At 66.7% G+C, this 18,199-nt stretch carries 19 protein-coding genes; 12 read left to right on the top strand and 7 right to left on the bottom strand.

Going from position 1 to position 18,199, the window contains the following annotated elements; genetic code table 11:
* Window position 1: 1 nt before the first annotated feature.
* The 3 genes from VARPA_RS29770 to VARPA_RS29760 form a co-directional block, all read right to left on the bottom strand.
* Window positions 2-337 (bottom strand): protealysin inhibitor emfourin, encoded by a 336-nt coding sequence (locus VARPA_RS29770; protein ID WP_013544312.1) that lies wholly within the window; start codon window positions 335-337, stop codon window positions 2-4.
* A complete protein-coding gene (locus VARPA_RS29765) occupies window positions 334-1,401 on the bottom strand; it encodes a M4 family metallopeptidase (RefSeq protein WP_013544311.1) in 1,068 nt (355 codons plus the stop codon). Before VARPA_RS29765 ends, VARPA_RS29770 begins: the two co-directional genes overlap by 4 nt.
* An 86-nt stretch (window positions 1,402-1,487) precedes the next feature.
* Complete coding sequence (locus VARPA_RS29760; protein WP_013544310.1) at window positions 1,488-2,408, bottom strand: LysR family transcriptional regulator; 921 nt, start codon at window positions 2,406-2,408, stop codon at window positions 1,488-1,490.
* Window positions 2,409-2,523: 115 nt separating this feature from the next.
* Here VARPA_RS29760 and VARPA_RS29755 point away from each other — a divergent pair, with 115 nt between their 5' ends.
* The 3 genes from VARPA_RS29755 to VARPA_RS29745 all read left to right on the top strand — a co-directional run bounded on the left by VARPA_RS29755 (window position 2,524) and on the right by VARPA_RS29745 (window position 5,100).
* Window positions 2,524-3,615 (top strand): tartrate dehydrogenase, encoded by a 1,092-nt coding sequence (locus VARPA_RS29755; RefSeq protein WP_013544309.1) that lies wholly within the window; start codon window positions 2,524-2,526, stop codon window positions 3,613-3,615.
* 148 nt (window positions 3,616-3,763) lie between these two features.
* The gene (locus VARPA_RS29750) at window positions 3,764-4,711 is read left to right on the top strand and encodes a tripartite tricarboxylate transporter substrate binding protein (protein ID WP_049794565.1); all 948 of its coding nucleotides are present in this window, start codon (window positions 3,764-3,766) and stop codon (window positions 4,709-4,711) included.
* 98 nt (window positions 4,712-4,809) lie between these two features.
* Window positions 4,810-5,100 (top strand): YciI family protein, encoded by a 291-nt coding sequence (locus VARPA_RS29745; protein WP_013544307.1) that lies wholly within the window; start codon window positions 4,810-4,812, stop codon window positions 5,098-5,100.
* Window positions 5,101-5,224: 124 nt separating this feature from the next.
* Here the strand turns inward: VARPA_RS29745 and VARPA_RS29740 are convergent, their stop codons facing one another.
* Together VARPA_RS29740 and VARPA_RS29735 are read right to left on the bottom strand one after the other, a co-directional pair.
* Window positions 5,225-6,283 carry a pirin family protein gene (locus VARPA_RS29740; protein ID WP_013544306.1) on the bottom strand — a complete coding sequence of 353 codons (1,059 nt, stop codon included), beginning with the start codon at window positions 6,281-6,283 and terminating at the stop codon, window positions 5,225-5,227.
* Between the two features lie 154 nt (window positions 6,284-6,437).
* Complete coding sequence (locus tag VARPA_RS29735; protein WP_013544305.1) at window positions 6,438-6,860, bottom strand: VOC family protein; 423 nt, start codon at window positions 6,858-6,860, stop codon at window positions 6,438-6,440.
* 172 nt (window positions 6,861-7,032) lie between these two features.
* Here VARPA_RS29735 and VARPA_RS29730 point away from each other — a divergent pair, with 172 nt between their 5' ends.
* Window positions 7,033-8,661, top strand: coding sequence for a CYTH and CHAD domain-containing protein (locus tag VARPA_RS29730; protein ID WP_013544304.1), 1,629 nt, complete (start codon window positions 7,033-7,035; stop codon window positions 8,659-8,661).
* Between the two features lie 9 nt (window positions 8,662-8,670).
* Here VARPA_RS29730 and VARPA_RS29725 read toward each other — a convergent pair whose 3' ends face one another.
* Window positions 8,671-9,147: an FKBP-type peptidyl-prolyl cis-trans isomerase gene (locus VARPA_RS29725; RefSeq protein WP_013544303.1), complete on the bottom strand. Its 477-nt coding sequence runs from the start codon at window positions 9,145-9,147 to the stop codon at window positions 8,671-8,673.
* Between the two features lie 37 nt (window positions 9,148-9,184).
* Window positions 9,185-10,114 carry a LysR family transcriptional regulator gene (locus VARPA_RS29720; RefSeq protein WP_013544302.1) on the bottom strand — a complete coding sequence of 310 codons (930 nt, stop codon included), beginning with the start codon at window positions 10,112-10,114 and terminating at the stop codon, window positions 9,185-9,187.
* Between the two features lie 126 nt (window positions 10,115-10,240).
* On the opposite strand from VARPA_RS29720, the gene VARPA_RS29715 reads away from it, so the two are divergent.
* From VARPA_RS29715 to VARPA_RS29680, 8 genes are all read left to right on the top strand, one after another.
* Window positions 10,241-10,828 carry an NADPH-dependent FMN reductase gene (locus VARPA_RS29715; protein ID WP_013544301.1) on the top strand — a complete coding sequence of 196 codons (588 nt, stop codon included), beginning with the start codon at window positions 10,241-10,243 and terminating at the stop codon, window positions 10,826-10,828.
* The gene (locus VARPA_RS29710; protein WP_013544300.1) at window positions 10,825-11,670 is read left to right on the top strand and encodes a pirin family protein; all 846 of its coding nucleotides are present in this window, start codon (window positions 10,825-10,827) and stop codon (window positions 11,668-11,670) included. The genes VARPA_RS29715 and VARPA_RS29710 overlap by 4 nt, the downstream gene beginning before the upstream one ends.
* 96 nt (window positions 11,671-11,766) lie before the next feature.
* Window positions 11,767-12,972: a M20 aminoacylase family protein gene (locus VARPA_RS29705; protein ID WP_013544299.1), complete on the top strand. Its 1,206-nt coding sequence runs from the start codon at window positions 11,767-11,769 to the stop codon at window positions 12,970-12,972.
* Between the two features lie 41 nt (window positions 12,973-13,013).
* Window positions 13,014-13,991 (top strand): tripartite tricarboxylate transporter substrate-binding protein, encoded by a 978-nt coding sequence (locus tag VARPA_RS29700; RefSeq protein ID WP_041943104.1) that lies wholly within the window; start codon window positions 13,014-13,016, stop codon window positions 13,989-13,991.
* A gap of 120 nt (window positions 13,992-14,111) precedes the next feature.
* Entirely contained in the window at window positions 14,112-14,639 is a 528-nt protein-coding gene (locus tag VARPA_RS29695; protein ID WP_013544297.1) for a helix-turn-helix domain-containing protein, read from the top strand.
* Window positions 14,639-15,967 carry a type II toxin-antitoxin system HipA family toxin gene (locus tag VARPA_RS29690; RefSeq protein WP_013544296.1) on the top strand — a complete coding sequence of 443 codons (1,329 nt, stop codon included), beginning with the start codon at window positions 14,639-14,641 and terminating at the stop codon, window positions 15,965-15,967. Before VARPA_RS29695 ends, VARPA_RS29690 begins: the two co-directional genes overlap by 1 nt.
* Window positions 15,968-16,095: 128 nt before the next feature.
* Complete coding sequence (locus VARPA_RS29685) at window positions 16,096-17,010, top strand: dihydrodipicolinate synthase family protein (RefSeq protein WP_013544295.1); 915 nt, start codon at window positions 16,096-16,098, stop codon at window positions 17,008-17,010.
* Between the two features lie 37 nt (window positions 17,011-17,047).
* Window positions 17,048-18,190, top strand: a complete 1,143-nt coding sequence (locus tag VARPA_RS29680) for a branched-chain amino acid ABC transporter substrate-binding protein (protein WP_013544294.1) — start codon at window positions 17,048-17,050, stop codon at window positions 18,188-18,190.
* The last annotated feature ends 9 nt before the right edge of the window (window positions 18,191-18,199 follow it).

Here is an 18,199-nt window from a genome sequence, read left to right as displayed (position 1 = left end):
GTCAGCGGCGCTTGCCCGCGTCCTTCCAAAGATGCACCAGCGCCGCGGGCGCCTCGGTCTCGGGCACGTCGAAACTGACCGAGTTCGCGGTGGCCGTGTTCTCCATCACCACTTCCACGCGGTAGACGCGCTGGTCGCCGCCCGGCGACGTGGCGCTGCTTTCCTCGGCATGCGGCACGGCGCTTTGCAGCGCGTCGTCGATCTGCTGGCGCAACTCTTCGGTGCAGTCGCCCAGTTGAAAGCTGCGCGGACGCGCAAGGCCCGGCATGTAGGCGATACCGCCCTCGCGCGTCACGCGCACGATGGTGGCTTCATTGAGCGGCGGCAGCTGGATCATGATGCGGTGACTCCCACGGTGTTCCATGCGGCGATGACCGCCTTGTGCGCCGCGCTGCCGGCACTGAAGCGCTTGGCGGCGGCGCTCCCGGTCAGTTCGGCGAAGGCGGCGAAATCCGCATCCTGCTTCAACCGGCGGTCGCACACGGTGTCGTACCAGATGCGCCCGGCCGTCTCCCATGCCGGACCGTCGATGGCGGTTGCGGCCAGGTAGAAGGCGCGGTTCGGAATGCCGGAATTGATGTGCACGCCGCCATTGTCCTGCCGCGTGACGACGATGTCCTTCATGTGCGCGGGCTGCGGGTCCTTGCCGAGCACCGGGTCGTCGTAGGCGGTGCCGGGCTCGGCCATCGAGCGCAGCGCGCGCGCCTTCACCGTCTCCTTGAAGAGCCCCGCGCCCACCAGCCAGTCGGCCTGCTGCGCGGTCTGCTGGAGCACGTGCTGCTTCACGAGTGCGCCGAACACGTCGCAGATCGATTCGTTGAGCGCGCCCGACTGGCCTTGGTAGACCAGCGCGGACTCGTGGTCGATCACGCCGTGCGTGAGCTCGTGGCCGATGATGTCCACCGCGATGGTGAAGCGGTTGAACACCTCGCCATCGCCGTCGCCGAACACCATCTGCGTGCCATTCCAGAAAGCGTTGTCGTAGTCGTTGCCGTAGTGCACGCTGCCCGTGAGCGACATGCCCGCGCCGTCGATGGAGTTGCGCTCGTAGATGTCGTGGTACAGGCGCCATGTGGCACCGAGCGCGTCGTAGGCCTCGTCGACCGCGAGGTCCTTGCTCGCGGCCTGGCCTTCGGTGCGGATCAGCTTGCCGGGCAGTTGCGTGGTGTTGCCCGCGTCATGGATCTTGCGTTCGGGCGAGCCGCGCTTCGCGTAGGGCGGCGAGGGCGCCGACGAGATCTGGGGCGCGAGAAATTCGCGCAGTCCGCGATGCTCGCGGTCGATCATCAGCGTGTTGGCCGCGCGCGCACTGACGGGCGCATCGGCATGCGCCGCGAGCCGGTCCAGCAGGTACGGCGGTACGAAGCTGGGTGGCAGGATCGGTGGCGGGCGAAGCGGCATGAGCGGTTCTCCGGTGAGCTGTCAGCGATGAAAAATACGGTAGCAGAAAGCCGTTGATCCGTGTCGCTGCAGTCCCTCTGCAGGTGTCACCGGATGCTGCCGTTTTCGAGCGCGGTTGCGATGAAGTCAACGAAAGCTCTCACGCGCGCCGAGAGCTGATGACGTTGGGGGTACACCGCGTAGATGTCGGCATCGGGCGTGCGGTAGTTGGCCAGCACCTGCACCAGCCGCCCGCTGCGCAGATACCGCGCGATGTCCCACTCCGCGCGCATCAGGATGCCGTGGCCGTCGAGCGCCCAGTTGACCGCGATCTCGCCGTCGTTGGTGCTGAGCGCGCCGCGCGTCTTGATGGCCTCGGTGTGCTGCGCCGCACCGCGGCCCGAGCTCAGGCGCCACACGCCGTAAGCCTCGTCGCCCTGCCGGATGCCGATGCAGCGATGGCGTGTGAGATCGTTGGGCACCTTGGGATGACCCGCGCGTGCGAGGTATGCGGGCGAGGCGCACAAGAGGCGCCGGTTCGACGCGATGCGCCGAGCGATCACGCGCGACTCGGGCGGCGCGCCGAAGCGGATGCAGACGTCGAAGGCATCGTCGGTGAGCGGCGGCGGGTTGACCGACAACTGCAGCTGCACCTCGACTTCCGGATGCTTGCGCGCGAACTTCGAGATCAGCGCCGCCACGTGGCTGCGCCCGAAGCCCAGCGTCGCGTTCACGCGCAGCAGGCCGCGCGGTTCGGCCTTCGCCTCGCCCAGCAGTTGCGCCATGTCGTCGATCGCGCCGAGGATGCCGCGCGCATGTTCCACATAGAGCTCGCCCTCGGGCGTGAGGCTCATGCGCCGCGTGGTGCGGTTCAGCAGCGTGACGCCGATGCGCGCCTCCATCTGCGCGAGCCGCTTGCTCACGGCCGGCGTGCTGATGCCGAGTTCGCGTGCCGCGGCGCTCAGACTGCCGCAGGCCGCGAGCGTGGAGAAGAAGCCGAGTTCGGCAGGCTGGATCGGAGAAACCATGGGCGATCCGATTGTTGAACTGAGGTTAAGGATGGATTCACTTCGGGCGTGAATCGTTCGGCGCATCGAATCCTACAGTGGCGGCTTCCAGAAGCATTCATATCGAAGGACGACGATGAGCAGCTACAGCATTGCCACCATTCCCGGCGACGGCATCGGCAAGGAAGTGATCCCGGCCGGACGCGAAGTGATGGAGGCGCTGGCCGCGGCCTCCGGCGGCGCGCTGCATTTCGCGTTCGAAGACTTCGGCTGGGGCGGCGACTGGTACCGCGCGCACGGCGAGATGATGCCGGCCGACGGCCTCGATGCGCTGCGCAACAAGGACGCCATCCTCTTCGGCTCCGCGGGCGATCCGCACATCCCCGACCACATCACGCTGTGGGGCCTGCGCCTGAAGATCTGCCAGGGCTTCGACCAGTACGCCAACGTGCGGCCCACGCGCATCCTGCCGGGCATCGACGGTCCGCTCAAGCGCTGCGCGCCGGGGCAGCTCGACTGGGTGATCGTGCGCGAGAACTCCGAAGGCGAATACGCCGGCGTCGGCGGCCGCGTGCACCAGGGGCATCCGATCGAGGCCGCGACCGACGTGAGCATGATGACCCGCGCGGGCGTCGAACGCATCATGCGGTTCGCGTTCAAGCTCGCACGCTCGCGGCCGCGCAAGCTGCTCACCGTCGTCACCAAGAGCAATGCGCAGCGCCACGCGATGGTGATGTGGGACGAGATCGCGCTGCAGATCTCCAAGGAATTCCCGGACGTGACCTGGGACAAGGAACTGGTCGACGCGTGCACCGCGCGCATGGTCAACCGGCCCGCGTCGCTGGACACCATCGTCGCGACCAACCTGCATGCCGACATCCTGAGCGACCTCGCTGCCGCGCTGGCCGGCAGCCTGGGCATCGCGCCCACCGGCAACATCGATCCGGAGCGCCGCTACCCGTCGATGTTCGAACCCATCCACGGCTCGGCCTTCGACATCATGGGAAAGGGTCTGGCCAACCCGGTCGGCACTTTCTGGTCGGTCGTGATGCTGCTCGAGCATCTCGGCGAAGCGGAGGCGGCGCGCCGCGTGATGGAGGCGGTCGAGCACGTGACCGCCAACCCCTCGCTGCACACGCGCGACCTTGGCGGCACTGCGACCACCGAACAGGTGACGCGTGCCGTGTGCGAGCACATCGCAGGCGCGCGGCAGCGCCTCGCGGCCTGATTTCTTCTTCTTCTTCTTCTTCACCGCAGTCACAGCGCGCCTCGATGCGCGCGGACATCACGACACAACGCGCCGGAGACAAGACATGGCAGCTTTCACTTTCACCCAGAAGAGTCCGCGCCGTCGCACGGTGCTGCAGGCCGGCGCGATGGCGCTCGGCCTCGGCGTTGCCGCGCTGGCCTTCGCGCAACCCGCCGCATGGCCCACGCGGCCGATCAGCCTTGTCGTGCCGTTCCCGGCCGGCGGCACCACCGACGTGCTGGCGCGCGCGCTGGCCGACAAGCTCTCGCAGTCGCTCGGCCAGCCCGTGGTGGTCGAGAGCAAGCCCGGCGCGGGCGCCACGCTCGGCGCCGACTACGTCGCGAAGGCCAAGCCCGACGGCTACACGCTGCTGATGGGTGCCGTGCACCACACCATCGCCACCAGCGTCTACAAGAAGCTGCCCTACGACTTCCAGAAAGACCTGGCGCCGATCACCGTCGTGGCGATGGTGCCGAACGTGCTGGTCATCAACCCCGCCAACACGCCCGCGAAAAACGTGGCCGAGCTGGTCGCGCTCGCCAAGGCCGCGCCCGACAAGCTGGCCTACGGCTCGAACGGCAACGGCACCGCGCAGCACCTGATCGGCACGCAGTTCCAGGCCAGCACCGGCACCACGCTGCTGCACGTGCCCTACAAGGGCAGCGGCCCGCTCACCACCGACCTGCTCGGCGGGCAGGTGGCGATGTCGTTCGACACCATCACGCCGGTGCTGCAGCACATCAAGGGCGGCAAGCTGCGCGCGCTGGCCGTGACGACGGCGCGCCGCTCGTCGGTGCTGCCCGATGTGCCCACGCTCGAAGAGGCGGGCCTCAAGGGCTTCGATATCGGCACCTGGTTCGGCGTGCTCGCGCCGGCCGCGACGCCCAAGGACATCGTGGCGCGGCTCAACGCCGAGATGGTGAAGATCATCAAGTCGCCCGACTTCGCGCAACACATGCAGGCCATCGGCGCGGAGCCATTGGGCGGCTCGCCGGACGACATGGCGCGTCAGATCCGCGAGGAAACCGCGAGATTCGCGAAGTTGGTGAAAGAAGGTGGCGTGGCCATCGAATAGGGTGCCGGCGCGCCGTTACGCGCGCGCACACACTGGTGGTTCGGACACCCCGCCGAGGCATAGGATCGGGGCTTCCGTACTCACCCGCCATCCTGCACATGTTCATCGTCACCCTCACCTACACCCGTCCCCTCGCAGAAGTCGATGCGCTGATGGACCCGCACATGGTGTGGCTCAAGAAGCACTACGAGAGCGGCCTGTTCGTGGCCTCGGGCCGGCAGGTGCCGCGCACGGGTGGCGTGATCTTCGCGCGGTCGGGTGACCGCGAGGCGCTGCAGGCGGTGCTGGCGCGCGACCCGTTCGTGCAGGGCGGCGTGGCGCACGTGGACGTGACCGAGTTCGTCCCCAGCATGACCGCCCCGAGCATCGAGGCACTCAAGACGTTCTGATTTCAGGGCTCGCCCCCAGTCTGCGCGCACTTCGTGTCGCTTCGCCAACCCCCTACCGGGGGCAACACCAGCGGCCCGGCGAAGCCGGTTCCGCGGTGTTCCGCGAAAAGACCCACTGGTTCTTCTATTTCGCTGCCGGGACTTCTTCGCGCCCACCCGGATGCCGCGCAAAGCGCGCGGCCTTGGCGTCATGCACCGGTGCCGAGTCGTCCCACGGCCAGCCACCGAACTGCGTGCGACGGTAGTCGGCCATGGTCTGGCTGATCTCGGCCTGTGTGTTCATCACGAAGGGACCGTACTGCGCCACCGGCTCGGCGATCGGGCGGCCTTGCAGCACAAGGAATTCGCTCTCGTCGTCGCCGTTGACCAGCTCGACGGCCGCATCCGCGCGCAGCTCGATCGCCACTGGCCCTTCGATGCGCTCATCGCCGATCTGCGCGGCCGCGCCCTTGAAGAAATAAAGCATCCGCCGCGTGCCTTCGCCCGTGGCAGCCGGCAGCGTCCATTGCGCGCCGGGCGTCATCTTGATCGTCCAGATCGCCACGTCGTCATCGGCCTCTGCGGCCCATGACGCGGGCGGCGGCGCAAGCGGCTGGATCGGGTCCTGGCCGTTGGCCGCATCGCCGAGCCGGCCCGCGATGACGGCGACCTCGGTGCGGCCGCCCTTCGCGTCGTCCGAGGCGAAGCGCGGAATCGCGTCCGACCAGAACATCGTGAAGTGCGGCTCGGCCATCTTGTTCTTGGCCGGCAGGTTGAGCCAGATCTGGAACAGCTCCAGCGGATTGGGCGCGGCCGCATCGAGCAGCGGGAACATCTCGGAATGCACGATGCCCTTGCCCGCGGTGAGCCACTGCACGTCGCCGCCGCCGAAGCGCGCGGTGGCGCCCAGCGAGTCGGAGTGGTCGACCAGGCCCTTGCGCACGATGGTTACCGTCTCGAAGCCGCGGTGCGGATGCGAGGGAAAGCCCGGCACCGTGTCGCCGTGGTACATGCTCCAGCCGTCCTTGCGGCTGAAGTCCTGGCCGATCTGCCGGCCGGCCAGCGAGGCCTCGGGGCCCATGCGGCCGTTGGCTTTGGGGTAGGCGTCGTCGTGATAGACGCAGAACAGGAACGGGTCGATCGTCTGCCAGGGGAAGCCGAGCGGCTGGACCTGGACGATGGGGCCCTTGTTGTTGTCGGACATGTCGAAATTCCTTTTCATGGGGAGCTCGGCCGATGATGCCGTGCCAGTGCCAGGAATATCGGGCCGCCGCCGTCTTCCGGTAGGGGCCTTGCCTGCAACAGTGAAGAGCGCGTATGGAACGATGGGCATCGCGCTTGTCCTTGCGCCCGCGGCGTTACGCGTTCTGGTGCGTCACGACGGCGTTGGGGTCCATGTACATCAGCTCCCAGAGGTGGCCGTCGATGTCCTGGAAGCCGTGGCCGTACATGAAGCCGTAGTCCTGCGGTTCGCGCGGCGTGGTGCCGCCGGCGGCAACGGCCTTGGCGACCAACGCGTCGACCTCGGCGCGGCTCTCGCACGAAAGGCACACCAGCACCTCGGTGCTCGTGCTCGTGTCGGTGATGCTCTTGGTCGTGAAGGTCTTGAAGAAGTCCTCGACCAGCAGCATCGCGAAGATGCTGTCCTTCTCGATCACCATGCAGGCGGCGTTGGCGTCGGTGAACTGCGCGTTGAAGGTGTAGCCCAGTGCGGCAAAGAACGCCTTGGTCTTCTCGAGGTTCTTGACGGGGAGATTCACGAAGATCTGCTTGTTGGCCATGGTGTTTCCTGTGTCGATGAAGGGTTGGATCTGGAGGTTTGCCGGTGTTGTGTACGCCGTCCACAAAAGATATCAAAGAAAATGGACGGTGTCCACATGATTTTTCGGATCTTTGTTTTTGTCCGATCCGGCCCCCGGGGGATTGCGTTTGGGACGAAGGAGGCGGGGCATCATGGCCGCCATGGAAATCGAGTTCAAGTTTCAGATCCCGCCCGACCGGCTCAAGGCCGTAGAGACCGCGCTGCGGCGCGGCACCGTCGTGCGCACCCGCCTGCAGGCGCGCTATTTCGACACCGCTGACCAGGCGCTCGCCGCCGAGGGCATCGTGCTGCGGCTGCGCAAGGAGGGGCGGCGCTGGGTGCAGACCGTCAAGGCGACGGGCGACAACGCGCTGCACCGGCTGGAGCACAACGTCGACCTCGGCACCGCCGCCACAAGCGGTGCGTTGCCGGCCATCGACCCGCAGCGCCACCAGGGCACGCCCGTGGGCGACCGCCTCGCCAAGGTGCTGGCCGCGAGCGGTGCTGCGCCGCTGGTCGAGCGGCAGTCCACCGACATCGTGCGGCTCACGCGCGACGTGCGCGTCACCGGGCCCGGCGGCGCGGTCGTGGAGATGGCGCTCGATGTCGGCAAGGTCGTGGCTTACGCGGGCACGCCCGAGCAGTGCGAATCGCCCGTGTGCGAGCTGGAGCTCGAACTCAAGCGCGGCGACGTGCAGGGGCTCGTTGCGCTCGCGCGCCGGTGGTCGCAGCAGCACGGGCTGTGGTTCAGCACCGTGTCCAAGGCCGAGCGCGGCGCGCGGCTGCTGGCGAAGGTCGAGGTCGTGCCGGCCGTGAAGGCCGAGACGCCGCGCTTTCCCGAAGGCAAGGACACGCTCGACGGCCGCGCGATCCAGCAAGCCATCGTCGCGTCGTGCCTCGCGCAGATGCTGCCCAACGCGAGCGAGATCGCGGCGGGCAGCACCGATGAAGAGCAGATCCACCAGCTGCGCATCGGCATCCGGCGCCTGCGCACCGCGCTGCGCGAACTGGCGGGGCTCGATGCGGGCAGCGGTCTTTTCGATGCGGCCGGATGGGAGCCGCCGCTGGTCGAGGCCTTCCGTGCGCTCGGCGATCTGCGCGACCGCGAACAGGTGGTGAAGCTGGCGCAGCCGCAACTGCGCGAAGCGGGCGCGCCGGAGTTCGATCCGCTGGCGGGTGGCGGTGACGATGCGGCCGCCGATGTGCGGTCGTCCGGCGATGTCGTGCGTGCGCCGGCGTTTCAATCGGTGCTGGTTTCGCTGATCGGGTTCACCGCGGCAGCGCCGCCAGTAGAAATTGCGCCGAAGGCCGAAGACGCCGCAACTCCTCCGACGCCGACCTCGATGAGCTTGAACGACGCCCGCCGCCTCCTGCGCAAGCGCCTCCAGCACCTGCACAAACAGGCGGTGCGCGACGGCAAGCGCTTCGAGTCGCTCGACACCGAAAGCCAGCACCGCGTGCGCAAGCGGCTCAAGCGCCTGCGCTACCTCGCCGAGTTCGTCGCGCCGCTTTTCGATGCGGAAGGAAAGTCGACGTCGTCATCAGCCGCCGAGCACTACCTGAAGCACCTGCGCCCCGCGCAGGACGCGCTGGGCGAATTCAACGACGAAGCCGTCGCGCTCGCGCTCTATCGCGAAGCCACGGCGCGCGATGGGCGCGCGTGGTTTGCGGTGGGATGGTTCAGTGCGAGGCATGCGGTCCATGCGAAGGCATGCCGCAAGGCGCTGGGCGGGATTGAAGAGGCGCCGCGGTTTTGGAAGAAGGCGGCGGGCGCCCGCTGACTTTCGATCTCAGTGATGGTGCCCGTGCGCACCGTGCACATGCCGGTGCTCGATCTCCACCGGCAGCGCCGCACGCACGTCCGTCACCTGGAGGCTGAACTTCAGCGCCTTGCCGGCCCACGGATGGTTGCCGTCGAGCAGCACGACCGGGCCCTTGATCTTGGTCACGGTGAAGACGTGCTCGGTGCCGTCGTCGAGCCGGCCCTGAAGCTGCCCGCCCACCTTCACGCCCGGCGGAAATTCGGTCTTGGGGATGGTGCGCACCAGCGCCTCGTCGCGCTGGCCGAAGGCGTCTTCGGGGGAGAGATTCAGAACGGTCTGATAACCCTTTTCCTTGCCGTCGAGCGCTTCCTCGATCTTGGGCAGGGTGTTCTCGTAGCCGCCATGCAGGTAGGCCATCGGCTCGGGGCTGGCCTCGATGAGCTTGCCCTGGGCGTCGGAGACTTTGTACTTGAGGGTGACGACGGTGTCTTTTTCGATTTTCATCGGGGCATTTTCTGTGGAAATCGATTCGCCGTTGGAGCTAGGTCTTCCACGACTTGAACGCTGCCGGAAGCGTCTCTTCGGTACTGAGCCTCTCCATCACCATCCCGATAAACGCCGAAACCGCCAACGGCAGATGCTTCCGACTCGGATACAGCACGCTCAACCCCTGCCCCGTGCGCTGGTACTGCGGCAGCACCGGCACCAGCCGCCCGGCCTCCACATCCAGCCGTCCCATCGACGGCGGCAACAGCGCAATGCCAAGCCCGGCCACCGCCGCCCTCCTCAGCGCCTGCGCCGTATTCCCGCTGAAGCGCCCGCTGACCTGCACTTCCTCCTCCACCCCGTCCGGCCCCGTCATCCGCCACGTCGCACGCCCGCTCGGATGCGCCGCCGTCACGCAGTCGTGATCCGTCAGATCCCGCAGCGTCGCAGGCGCGCCGCGCGCGGCGATGTACGCGGGGCTCGCCACCAAGCCGTCCGTGCGTGGCCCCAACAACTTGCGGCCGACATAGCCTGTATCCGGCAGCTCGCCGCCGCGGAACGCCACGTCGATCTGATCGGCGATCAGGTCGGCCTTCGCGTCGCTCAGCACGAAATCGACGCGCACCAGCGGATTCGCCGCCAGGAACTCCGCCACCCACTCCATCGGGAAGAAGTCGAAGAAATCCGCCGTCGCCGCCACGCGCACGAGCCCGCTGGGCTCTTGGCTGCCGGTGATCAGCGCCTGCCCGGCTTCGACGAGCCCATCGACCGACCCTGCGCAGCGTTCGTGAAACGCCTGCCCGGCGCTCGTGAGCGTGAGCTTGCGGGTCGAGCGTTGCATCAGCCGAGTGCCCAGTTGCGCCTCGAGCTCCTGGATGCGCCGGCTCACCGTGTTGGGCGGCAGGCCGAGCCGGCGGCCGGCTTCGGCAAAGCTGCCGTGGCGCACCACCTGCACAAACATGGCGATGTGGTTGAGGTCGAGCATGTGGCTGATTCCTTCGATTGATGGACGAGTGCAATCCGACTCTACCGTCTAGTCGATCAATGGGGGCGACCCTAACCTTGAGGTCATGGCCTTGCAGCCGCCTTCCCACCCATTCAGGAGTACCCCATGACCCCACAGCAAAAACCTCTGATCGGCATCGTGCTCGGCTCGACCCGCGAAGGCCGCTTCGGCGAGAAGCCCGCGCAGTGGATCCACGACATCGCGAAACAGCGCACCGACCTCGCCTTCGAGTTGGTCGACCTGCGCGACCACCCGCTGCCCTTCTTCAACGAAGCCGGCGCGCCCGCCTGGGGCCCGGTGAAGAACGAGGCCGCGCAGCGCTGGCAGGCCAAGCTCGCCACCTTCGACGGGCTCATCGTCGTCACGCCCGAATACAACCACGGCCCGAGCGCGGTGCTGAAGAACGCGATCGACTGGGCCTACAAGGAATTCATCCGCAAGCCGATCGGCTTCGTCGGCTACGGCGGCGTGGGCGCGGCGCGCGCGGTGGAGCAGCTGCGGCTGGTCGCGGTCGAGATGCAGATGGCGCCGGTGCGCAATGCCGTGCACATCGGCATGGTCGAGTTCCTCGGCATCTGGCAGCAGGGCAAGAGCTTCGACGACTTCCCGCACCTCGCGCAGGCCGCCACCGGCATGCTGGACGACCTCGCGTGGTGGACCCGTGCGCTGAAGACAGCGAGGGAGGCAGCATGACCGCCGCTGTTGTTGCCACCGAAGCCCGCGCCATCGTCTACCGCACGCGCGGCGCGCAACACGGGCCGATCACGCGGCTCATGAGCCCGGGCGACCTGGGCGAATTCCTGAAACCCTTCGTGTTCCTGGACCTGTTCGGCTTCGATGTCGGCGGCGGCCACAAGGGCTTCGGCATGCACCCGCACTCGGGCATTGCCACGCTGACCTGGCTGATCGAAGGCGACACGCTGTACGAAGACACGACCGGCGAACAGGGCGTGCTGCGCGGCGGCGGCGTCGAGTGGATGCGCGCGGGCAACGGCGTGTGGCACACGGGCGCGCCCGCGCCGGGCGTGAAGCGCGTGCGCGGCTTCCAGCTCTGGGTGGCGCTGCCGGCGTCGGAAGAAAACGCGCCGGCGCAAAGCATCTATCTCGCGCCTTCGCAGGTGCCGCAGGAGGGTCCGGCGCGCGTGCTGCTCGGTCGCTACGGCGCGGCGCAGAGCGCCATTCCCGCACCGGCGCCGATGAACTATCTGGCGGTGGAATTGAAGGACGGCGAACGCTGGCGCTACACGCCGCCGGCTGGCCACACGATCGGCTGGGTCGCGGTGAACGCGGGGCGGCTCGATGCGGGTGGGCCCGTCGACACCGGCGAACTCGCGGTGTTCGAGGAGTCCGGTGAGGCCATCGATTTCGTGGCGCGCGGCGACACGTCGTTCGTGCTCGGCTCGGCGGTGAAGCATCCACACGAACTCGTGATGGGCCACTACTCGGTGCACACGAGCCGCGCGACGCTGGACCAGGGCGAGGCGGAGATCCGCCGCATCGGCGCGACGCTGCGGCAGGAAGGCCGGCTGGGCTGATCCGGGCACCGCAGACCCAGAGCAAACCAGCGTGCGCCCGGTGGGCGGCTGCGCCAGAATCGTTCGCTTCGAACGACTCCCGCAGCTCCACCCGCCATGAACATCGTCGACGCTTTCGCCAGCAACGCCGCCCGCTTCGTAGACATCCGACGCGACATCCACGCGCATCCCGAACTGGGTTTCGAGGAACACCGCACTTCCGAGAAGGTCGCGAACCTGCTCACGGAATGGGGCATCGAGGTGCACCGCGGCATCGCGGGCACGGGCCTCGTCGGCGTGCTGCGCAAGGGCACGGGCTCGCGCACCATCGGCCTGCGCGCCGACATGGACGCGCTGCCGCTGCACGAAGCCAACGACTTCGCCCACAAATCGACCAACCCCGGCCGCATGCACGCCTGCGGCCACGACGGCCACACGACGATGCTGCTGGCTGCCGCCTGGCATCTGTCGCAGCAAGGGCCGGATGATTTCGACGGCACCGTGCATTTCATCTTCCAGCCCGCCGAGGAGATGGGCAAGGCCGGCGCCAAGAAGATGATCGACGAGGGGCTCTTCGAGCGCTTTCCGTGCGATGCGGTCTTCGGGCTGCACAACTTTCCGGTCGGCGACGTGGGCCGCTTCGCGCTCAACGAAGGCGCGTTGATGGCGTCGAGCAACACCTACAAGATCACCGTGCGCGGGCGCGGCACGCACGCCTCGATGCCGCACACGGGCATCGACCCGGTGGCCGCGGTGGTCACGCTCGCGCAGCAACTGCAGACCATCGTGGCGCGCACCATTCCCAGCACCGAGCGCGCACTGCTCGCGGTCACGCAACTGCAGGGCTCGGATGCGCCGAATGTGATTCCCGATGTGGCGACGGTCGGCGGCACGATCCGCACCTTCTCCATCGAGGCCATCGACAAGATCGAGGCGCGGCTGCGCGAAGTGGCGGCCGGCGTGGCGGCGGCGCATGGCTGCACGGCCGAGGTGTATTTCAATCGCTCCTCGCCGCCGACGGTGAACCATCCGGCCGAAGCGCGTTTTGCCGCGGGCGTGATGCGCGAGGTGGTGGGCGACGACATGGTCACCGACAACTTCCCCGCCGTGATGGGCGCGGAAGACTTCGCGCACATGCTGCTCGCGCGGCCCGGCTGCTATGCGTTTCTCGGCAATGGCGACGGCGACCACCGGCTCGATGGCCACGGGCCCGGCCCTTGCATCATTCACAACACCTCGTTCGATTTCAACGACGAGATCATTCCGATCGGTGCCAGCTACTTCGTGAAGCTGGTGCAGCGCTGGCTGCCGTCGGGCACCTGAATTTTTCTTTCCTGTTGACGATGATGAAAGCGGCCACAACGATGACTTCCACCTTGTTCACCCGACGTTCGATGGCTGCGGTTGCAGCCGCCGTGGCCCTCTGCAGCTTCGGCCTTGGTGCCCACGCACAGCAGCGCGTGATCCACATCATCGTGCCCTTCGGCACCGGCGCCGTGCAGGACACGGTGGCGCGCGCCTTCAACAACGAGCTGGGTGCGGCGCTCAATGCGAGCGCCATCGTCGAGAACCGCGCCGGCGCGGGCGGCACCGTGGGCGCGGCGGTCGCGGCCAAGGCGCCGGCCGATGGCAGCACGCTGGTGCTCGCGGCTGCGAGCCACAACATCGCGGCCTTTCTGTACAGCAAGCTGTCCTATGACCCGTTGAAGGATTTCGTCGGCGTGGCGAATGTGGGCAACGCGGGCTATGTGCTGGCGGTGGCGAGCGGGATGAACGTGTCGAATACGGCCGACTTCATCAAGGAGGTCAAGGCCAACCCGGGCAAGTACAACTACGCCTCGGCGGGCAACGGCAGCGCGACGCATCTGGCGATGGCGTCGTTCCTCGCGAAGGCGGGCTTGCAGATGACGCACATCCCGACCAAATCGACCGGCGAAGCCGTCAACGAAGTGCTCGCGGGGCGGGTGCAGGCGGTCATCTCCTCGAGCATCGGGGTGATGGGCTTTCAGGACGACGCGCGCATGAAGCTGCTCGCCTCCACCGGCCAGTCGCGCAGCCCCTTCCTGCCGAAGCTGCCGACCGTGGCCGAGAGCGGCCTGCCGGGCTACGCCTTCGACTCGTGGATCGGGCTGCTGGCGCCGGCCGGCACCCCCAAGGCGGAGGTCGAGCGCATCAACGCCGCGGCCAACAAGGTGCTGGCCGATCCGGCGATCCAGGAGCGCTTCAAGCGCCTGGGCGTGGAGCCGCGCAGCCAGAGTGCGGAAGAGTTCCAGAAGCTGCTGCGGTCTGACTGGGATGCGATGGGCGCGGTGGTGAAGGCGTCGGGCGCAAAGATCGACTAGCTGTGAATTACAAGCCTAAGCTTGTTTTTGGCTCTTACAAGCCAAAGCTTGTAATCAGCAAAAATAAGTCAAAGCTTGTATGTTGACAAAATAAGCCAGGGCCGATATCTTGCTTGCAAGATGGACTATCCCCTTCGCTTCGTCGATCAACTGCGGCCCCACCTGAAGGCGCTGCGAAAAAAACGTGGCCTGACGCAGGCGCAAGCGGGCGCGCTCGTCGGCGTCAGCCAGGCCCGGATCGCGGAGATCGAGGCGAATCCCGGTGCCGTCGGTCTCGAGCACCTGGCGAAGCTTCTGTCGGCGCTGGGGGCGTCCTTCTACCTGCGGGACGATGCGCCGCCTTCGAGCGGCCCCGTGTACGCCATGGAAGAGGGCCCGGAATACGCGTCGTCCCAGGACACGGACGTGAAGGTCCCCGAGGGGTGGACGACCCGAAAGATGAACGGCGGGTCCGTGCTGGTGACGCTGTCCGCGCAAGAGCCTGACGCCGCGGCAGCTCAATCGTCCGACGAGGACGGGGCAGCCCAGGTCGGATCGACCGCGCCGGGTGCATTGCTCCGGCAACTTCAAGCCCTGAACCCGGGGAAGGACGTCAAGCCGACATCGCGCCGCAGCTTCGTCATCCGGCCTAAGACGGACTCCTGGTGATGCAGGCGCTGAATGCGTGGATGAACGGGGAGCTGGTCGGCACCTGGTCAGTCGATCGCGATTCCCACGCGTTCAGGTATCACCCCGGATGGCTGGATTCGCCGCGACGGCGTTCGTTGTCGCTGTCGATCCCGATCAACAGCACGCTCGAAGTCCGGGGCGACGTTGTCAGGAACTACTTCGACAACCTGCTGCCCGACAACATCGCGATCCGGGTGCGCCTGGGCCACCGTTTCAGGCTCAAGGGCATCAACACCTTCGACCTGCTCGAAGCCATCGGGCGTGACTGCGTCGGCGCCGTGCAATTGCTGCCTGAAGGCGCGGAGCCCGAAGGCTGGAACGCGATGAACTGCGAGCCCATCGGCGACAAGGAAATCGCCGAGCTGCTGCGGGCCGTTCCGTCCGACGCCACCCCCGAAAGCATGCGCGACGAAGACCTGTTTCGCATCTCGCTTGCCGGTGCGCAGGAAAAGACCGCCCTGACCCGCTGGAACGGCGCGTGGTGCCGCCCGCACGGCGCCACGCCCACCACCCACATCATCAAATTGCCGCTCGGGCTCATCGGCGGCTCCCGGCGCGTGGACGCATCCGACTCGGTGCAGAACGAATGGGTTTGCGCACAGATCGTCGAGGCGCTCGGCCTGCTGGTGGCGCCGACATCCATGGCGACCTTCGAGGGCCAGACGGCCCTGGTGGTGGAGCGTTTCGATCGCGAGTGGATGGACGGCGGCACATGGATCGCACGCCTGCCGCAAGAAGATTTCTGCCAGGCCATGGGGCTGCCGTCGACGCGGAAGTACGAGCACGATGAAGGCCCTGGCATGCCCAATTGCCTGCAGCTTTTGCAAGGAAGCCGGAGCACCGACGACCGCACCCGATTCCTGCTGACCCAGCTGGCCTTCTTTCTTCTCGCCGCGACGGACGGCCACGCCAAGAACTTCTCGGTCCGCCTGTACCAGGGCGACGTCTACGACATGACGCCGCTCTACGACATCATTTCGATGTGGCCCTACTTCGGCAACGGATCCCACCAGTTCCAGCCGCGCAAGGCGGGTCTGGCCATGGCGGTTCGCTCCAAAAGCAAGCACTACCTTTTTCACACCATCCAGGCGCGCCATTGGCATCAGCTGGCGATGAAGAACGGCGGCATCGACGTGTGGAACGCCATGCTGGACATGGTGGCGTCGCTGGAGGAAGCGCTGGGCGAAGTCGAGGCATTGCTGCCGGCCGATTTCCCCGCATCGACCTGGGAAGCCATTTCGCGGGGAATGCGAAGCGAGGCTGCGCGCTTCCTTGCGGGCGCTGTCGGCACGCCGCGCGTCGGATAAATCAGGCCGGAAAGGGCGCGGGTGCCGCGACGTTGGCCGACGGCTGGGCGCAGAAAAATATCTTGACGATATGTTCTTAATATATTTAAAGTGCGCCTGATTTCCACCGCACACCCAAGGAGCGACCCGTGAGCAATCCCCGCTGGCAAGGCATCTTTCCCGCCATCACCACCAAGTTCCACGCCGACGAAAGCATCGATGCCGAGGGCACCGCGCGCCACATCGACTTCCAGATCCGCAACGGCATTCACGGCCTCGTCACCTGCGGTTCGCTCGGCGAAGCCAGCACGCTGACGCTCGAAGAAAAGCTGCAGGTCGCCAAGATCGCGCTCGAAGCCGCCGACGGCCGCATCCCGGTGCTGGCCAACGTGTCTGAGACCAGCACCCGCGAAGCCCTGCGCTACGTGGACGGCGCCAACAAGCTCGGCGTGGCCGGCTTCATGGTGATGCCCTCGGTGATCTACGTGGCCGACGCGCGCGAGGCGATGCTCAACGTGCGCACCATCGCGAACGCGGCGCAGAAACCCATCATGGTCTACAACAATCCGGTGGCCTACCGCGTGGACTTGAAGCCCGAGCACATGGTCGAGCTGGCCGATTGCGAATGGATCGCCGCCATCAAGGAGAGCACCGACAACATCCGCCGCATCACGGACCTGCGCAACACGGTGGGCGACCGCTACCAACTCTTCCTCGGTGTGGACGATCTCGCCTATGAAGGCCTGGCGCTCGGCTGCGACGGCCTGCTCGCGGGCGTGGGCTGCGCGTTCCCGCGCGAGACCGTGGCGCTCTACGACCTGATGAAGGCCGGCAAGTTCGCCGAAGCGCTCAAGCTCTACCAGTGGATGACGCCGATGCTGCACCTGGATGTATCGACCAAGCTCGTGCAGAACCTGAAGCTCATCGACGTGCTGGTCGGCGTGGGCACGGAGCACATGCGGCGTCCGCGTCTGCCGCTCATCGGCGAGGAACGCGCCTTCATCGAGAACATCGTGAAGAAGGCGCTCGCGACGCGGCCGGCGCAGTATCAGTCGGTTGTGTAATAACCGCCCTTTTCATTGTCCCAACCTAGGAAGAAGCATGAAGACAAAAGCAAGCATGGTTCCATTCATCGGCGGCATCGGCCTGGTGGCACTCGCCGTCGCAGGCCAGGCCAGCGCGCAGGAGCAGGTCGTGAAGATCGGCCACAGCGGTCCCCTCTCGGGTCCCAACGCGTTCGCGGGCAAGGACAATGAAAACGGCGTGCGCCTGGCCATCGAGGAGCTCAACGCCAAGAAGCTCAGCGTCGGCGGCAAGACGCTGAAGTTCGAGCTGGTCTCCGAAGACGACCAGTGCGACGCCAAGACCGGCGTGAGCGTGGCGCAGAAGTTCGTGGACGACGGCGTCAAGTTCGTCATGGGCCCGTACTGCTCGGGCGTGGCGATTCCGGCTTCGCGCATCTACAGCGACGGCGGCACCATGGTCTCGACCGTGGGCACCAACCCGAAGGTGACGCAAGGCGGCTACAAGAACCTCTATCGCATCATCGCGAGCGACAACCAGATCGGCTCCAGCATGGCCGTGTACGCAGCCAAGGAGCTGAAGGTCAAGAAGGTCGGCGTCATCGACGACCGCACCGCCTTCGGCCAGGGCCTCGCCGAAGAGTTCACCAAGGAAGCGCAGAAGCAGGGCCTCACCGTGGTCGGCAAGGAATTCACCACCGACAAGGCCGTGGACTTCACCGCCATCCTCACCAACATGAAGGCCAAGGCGCCCGAGGCGATCTTCTTCGGCGGCTATGCACCGCAGGCCGCACCGATGGCTCGCCAGATGAAGCAGCTCGCCGTGCCCGGCAAGCTGCTGGGCGGCGACACCGTCTGCAGCCCCGCCACCGGCAAGCTCGGCGGCGATGCGGTCAACGACCTCGTGTACTGCGCGCAGGGCGGCTCGATCCTCGAGAAGGCGCAAAGCGGCCCGGCTTTCAAGGAGAAGTTCAAGAAGCGCTTCAACGCCGATGCCGATGCGTACGCCGCCTCGTACTACGACCAGGTGCTGTTCATCGGCGAATCGATGAAGAAGGCCAACTCGATCGACCCCGACAAGGTGGGCGCGCAGCTCTACAAGGACACCTACAAGGGCGTGGCCGCGACCTATTCCTACGACGACAAGGGCAACATGAAGCAGGCGCCGATCACGGTGTTCACCTTCAAGAACGCAGCCCCGGTTCCCATCGCCAGCTACTGAACGGACAGC

It is taken from the genome of Variovorax paradoxus EPS (assembly GCF_000184745.1).
GTDB lineage: Bacteria > Pseudomonadota > Gammaproteobacteria > Burkholderiales > Burkholderiaceae_C > Variovorax > Variovorax paradoxus_C.
The sequence above is the reverse complement of the archived record's forward strand: the minus strand, read 5'-3'. Positions and strand labels throughout refer to the sequence as shown.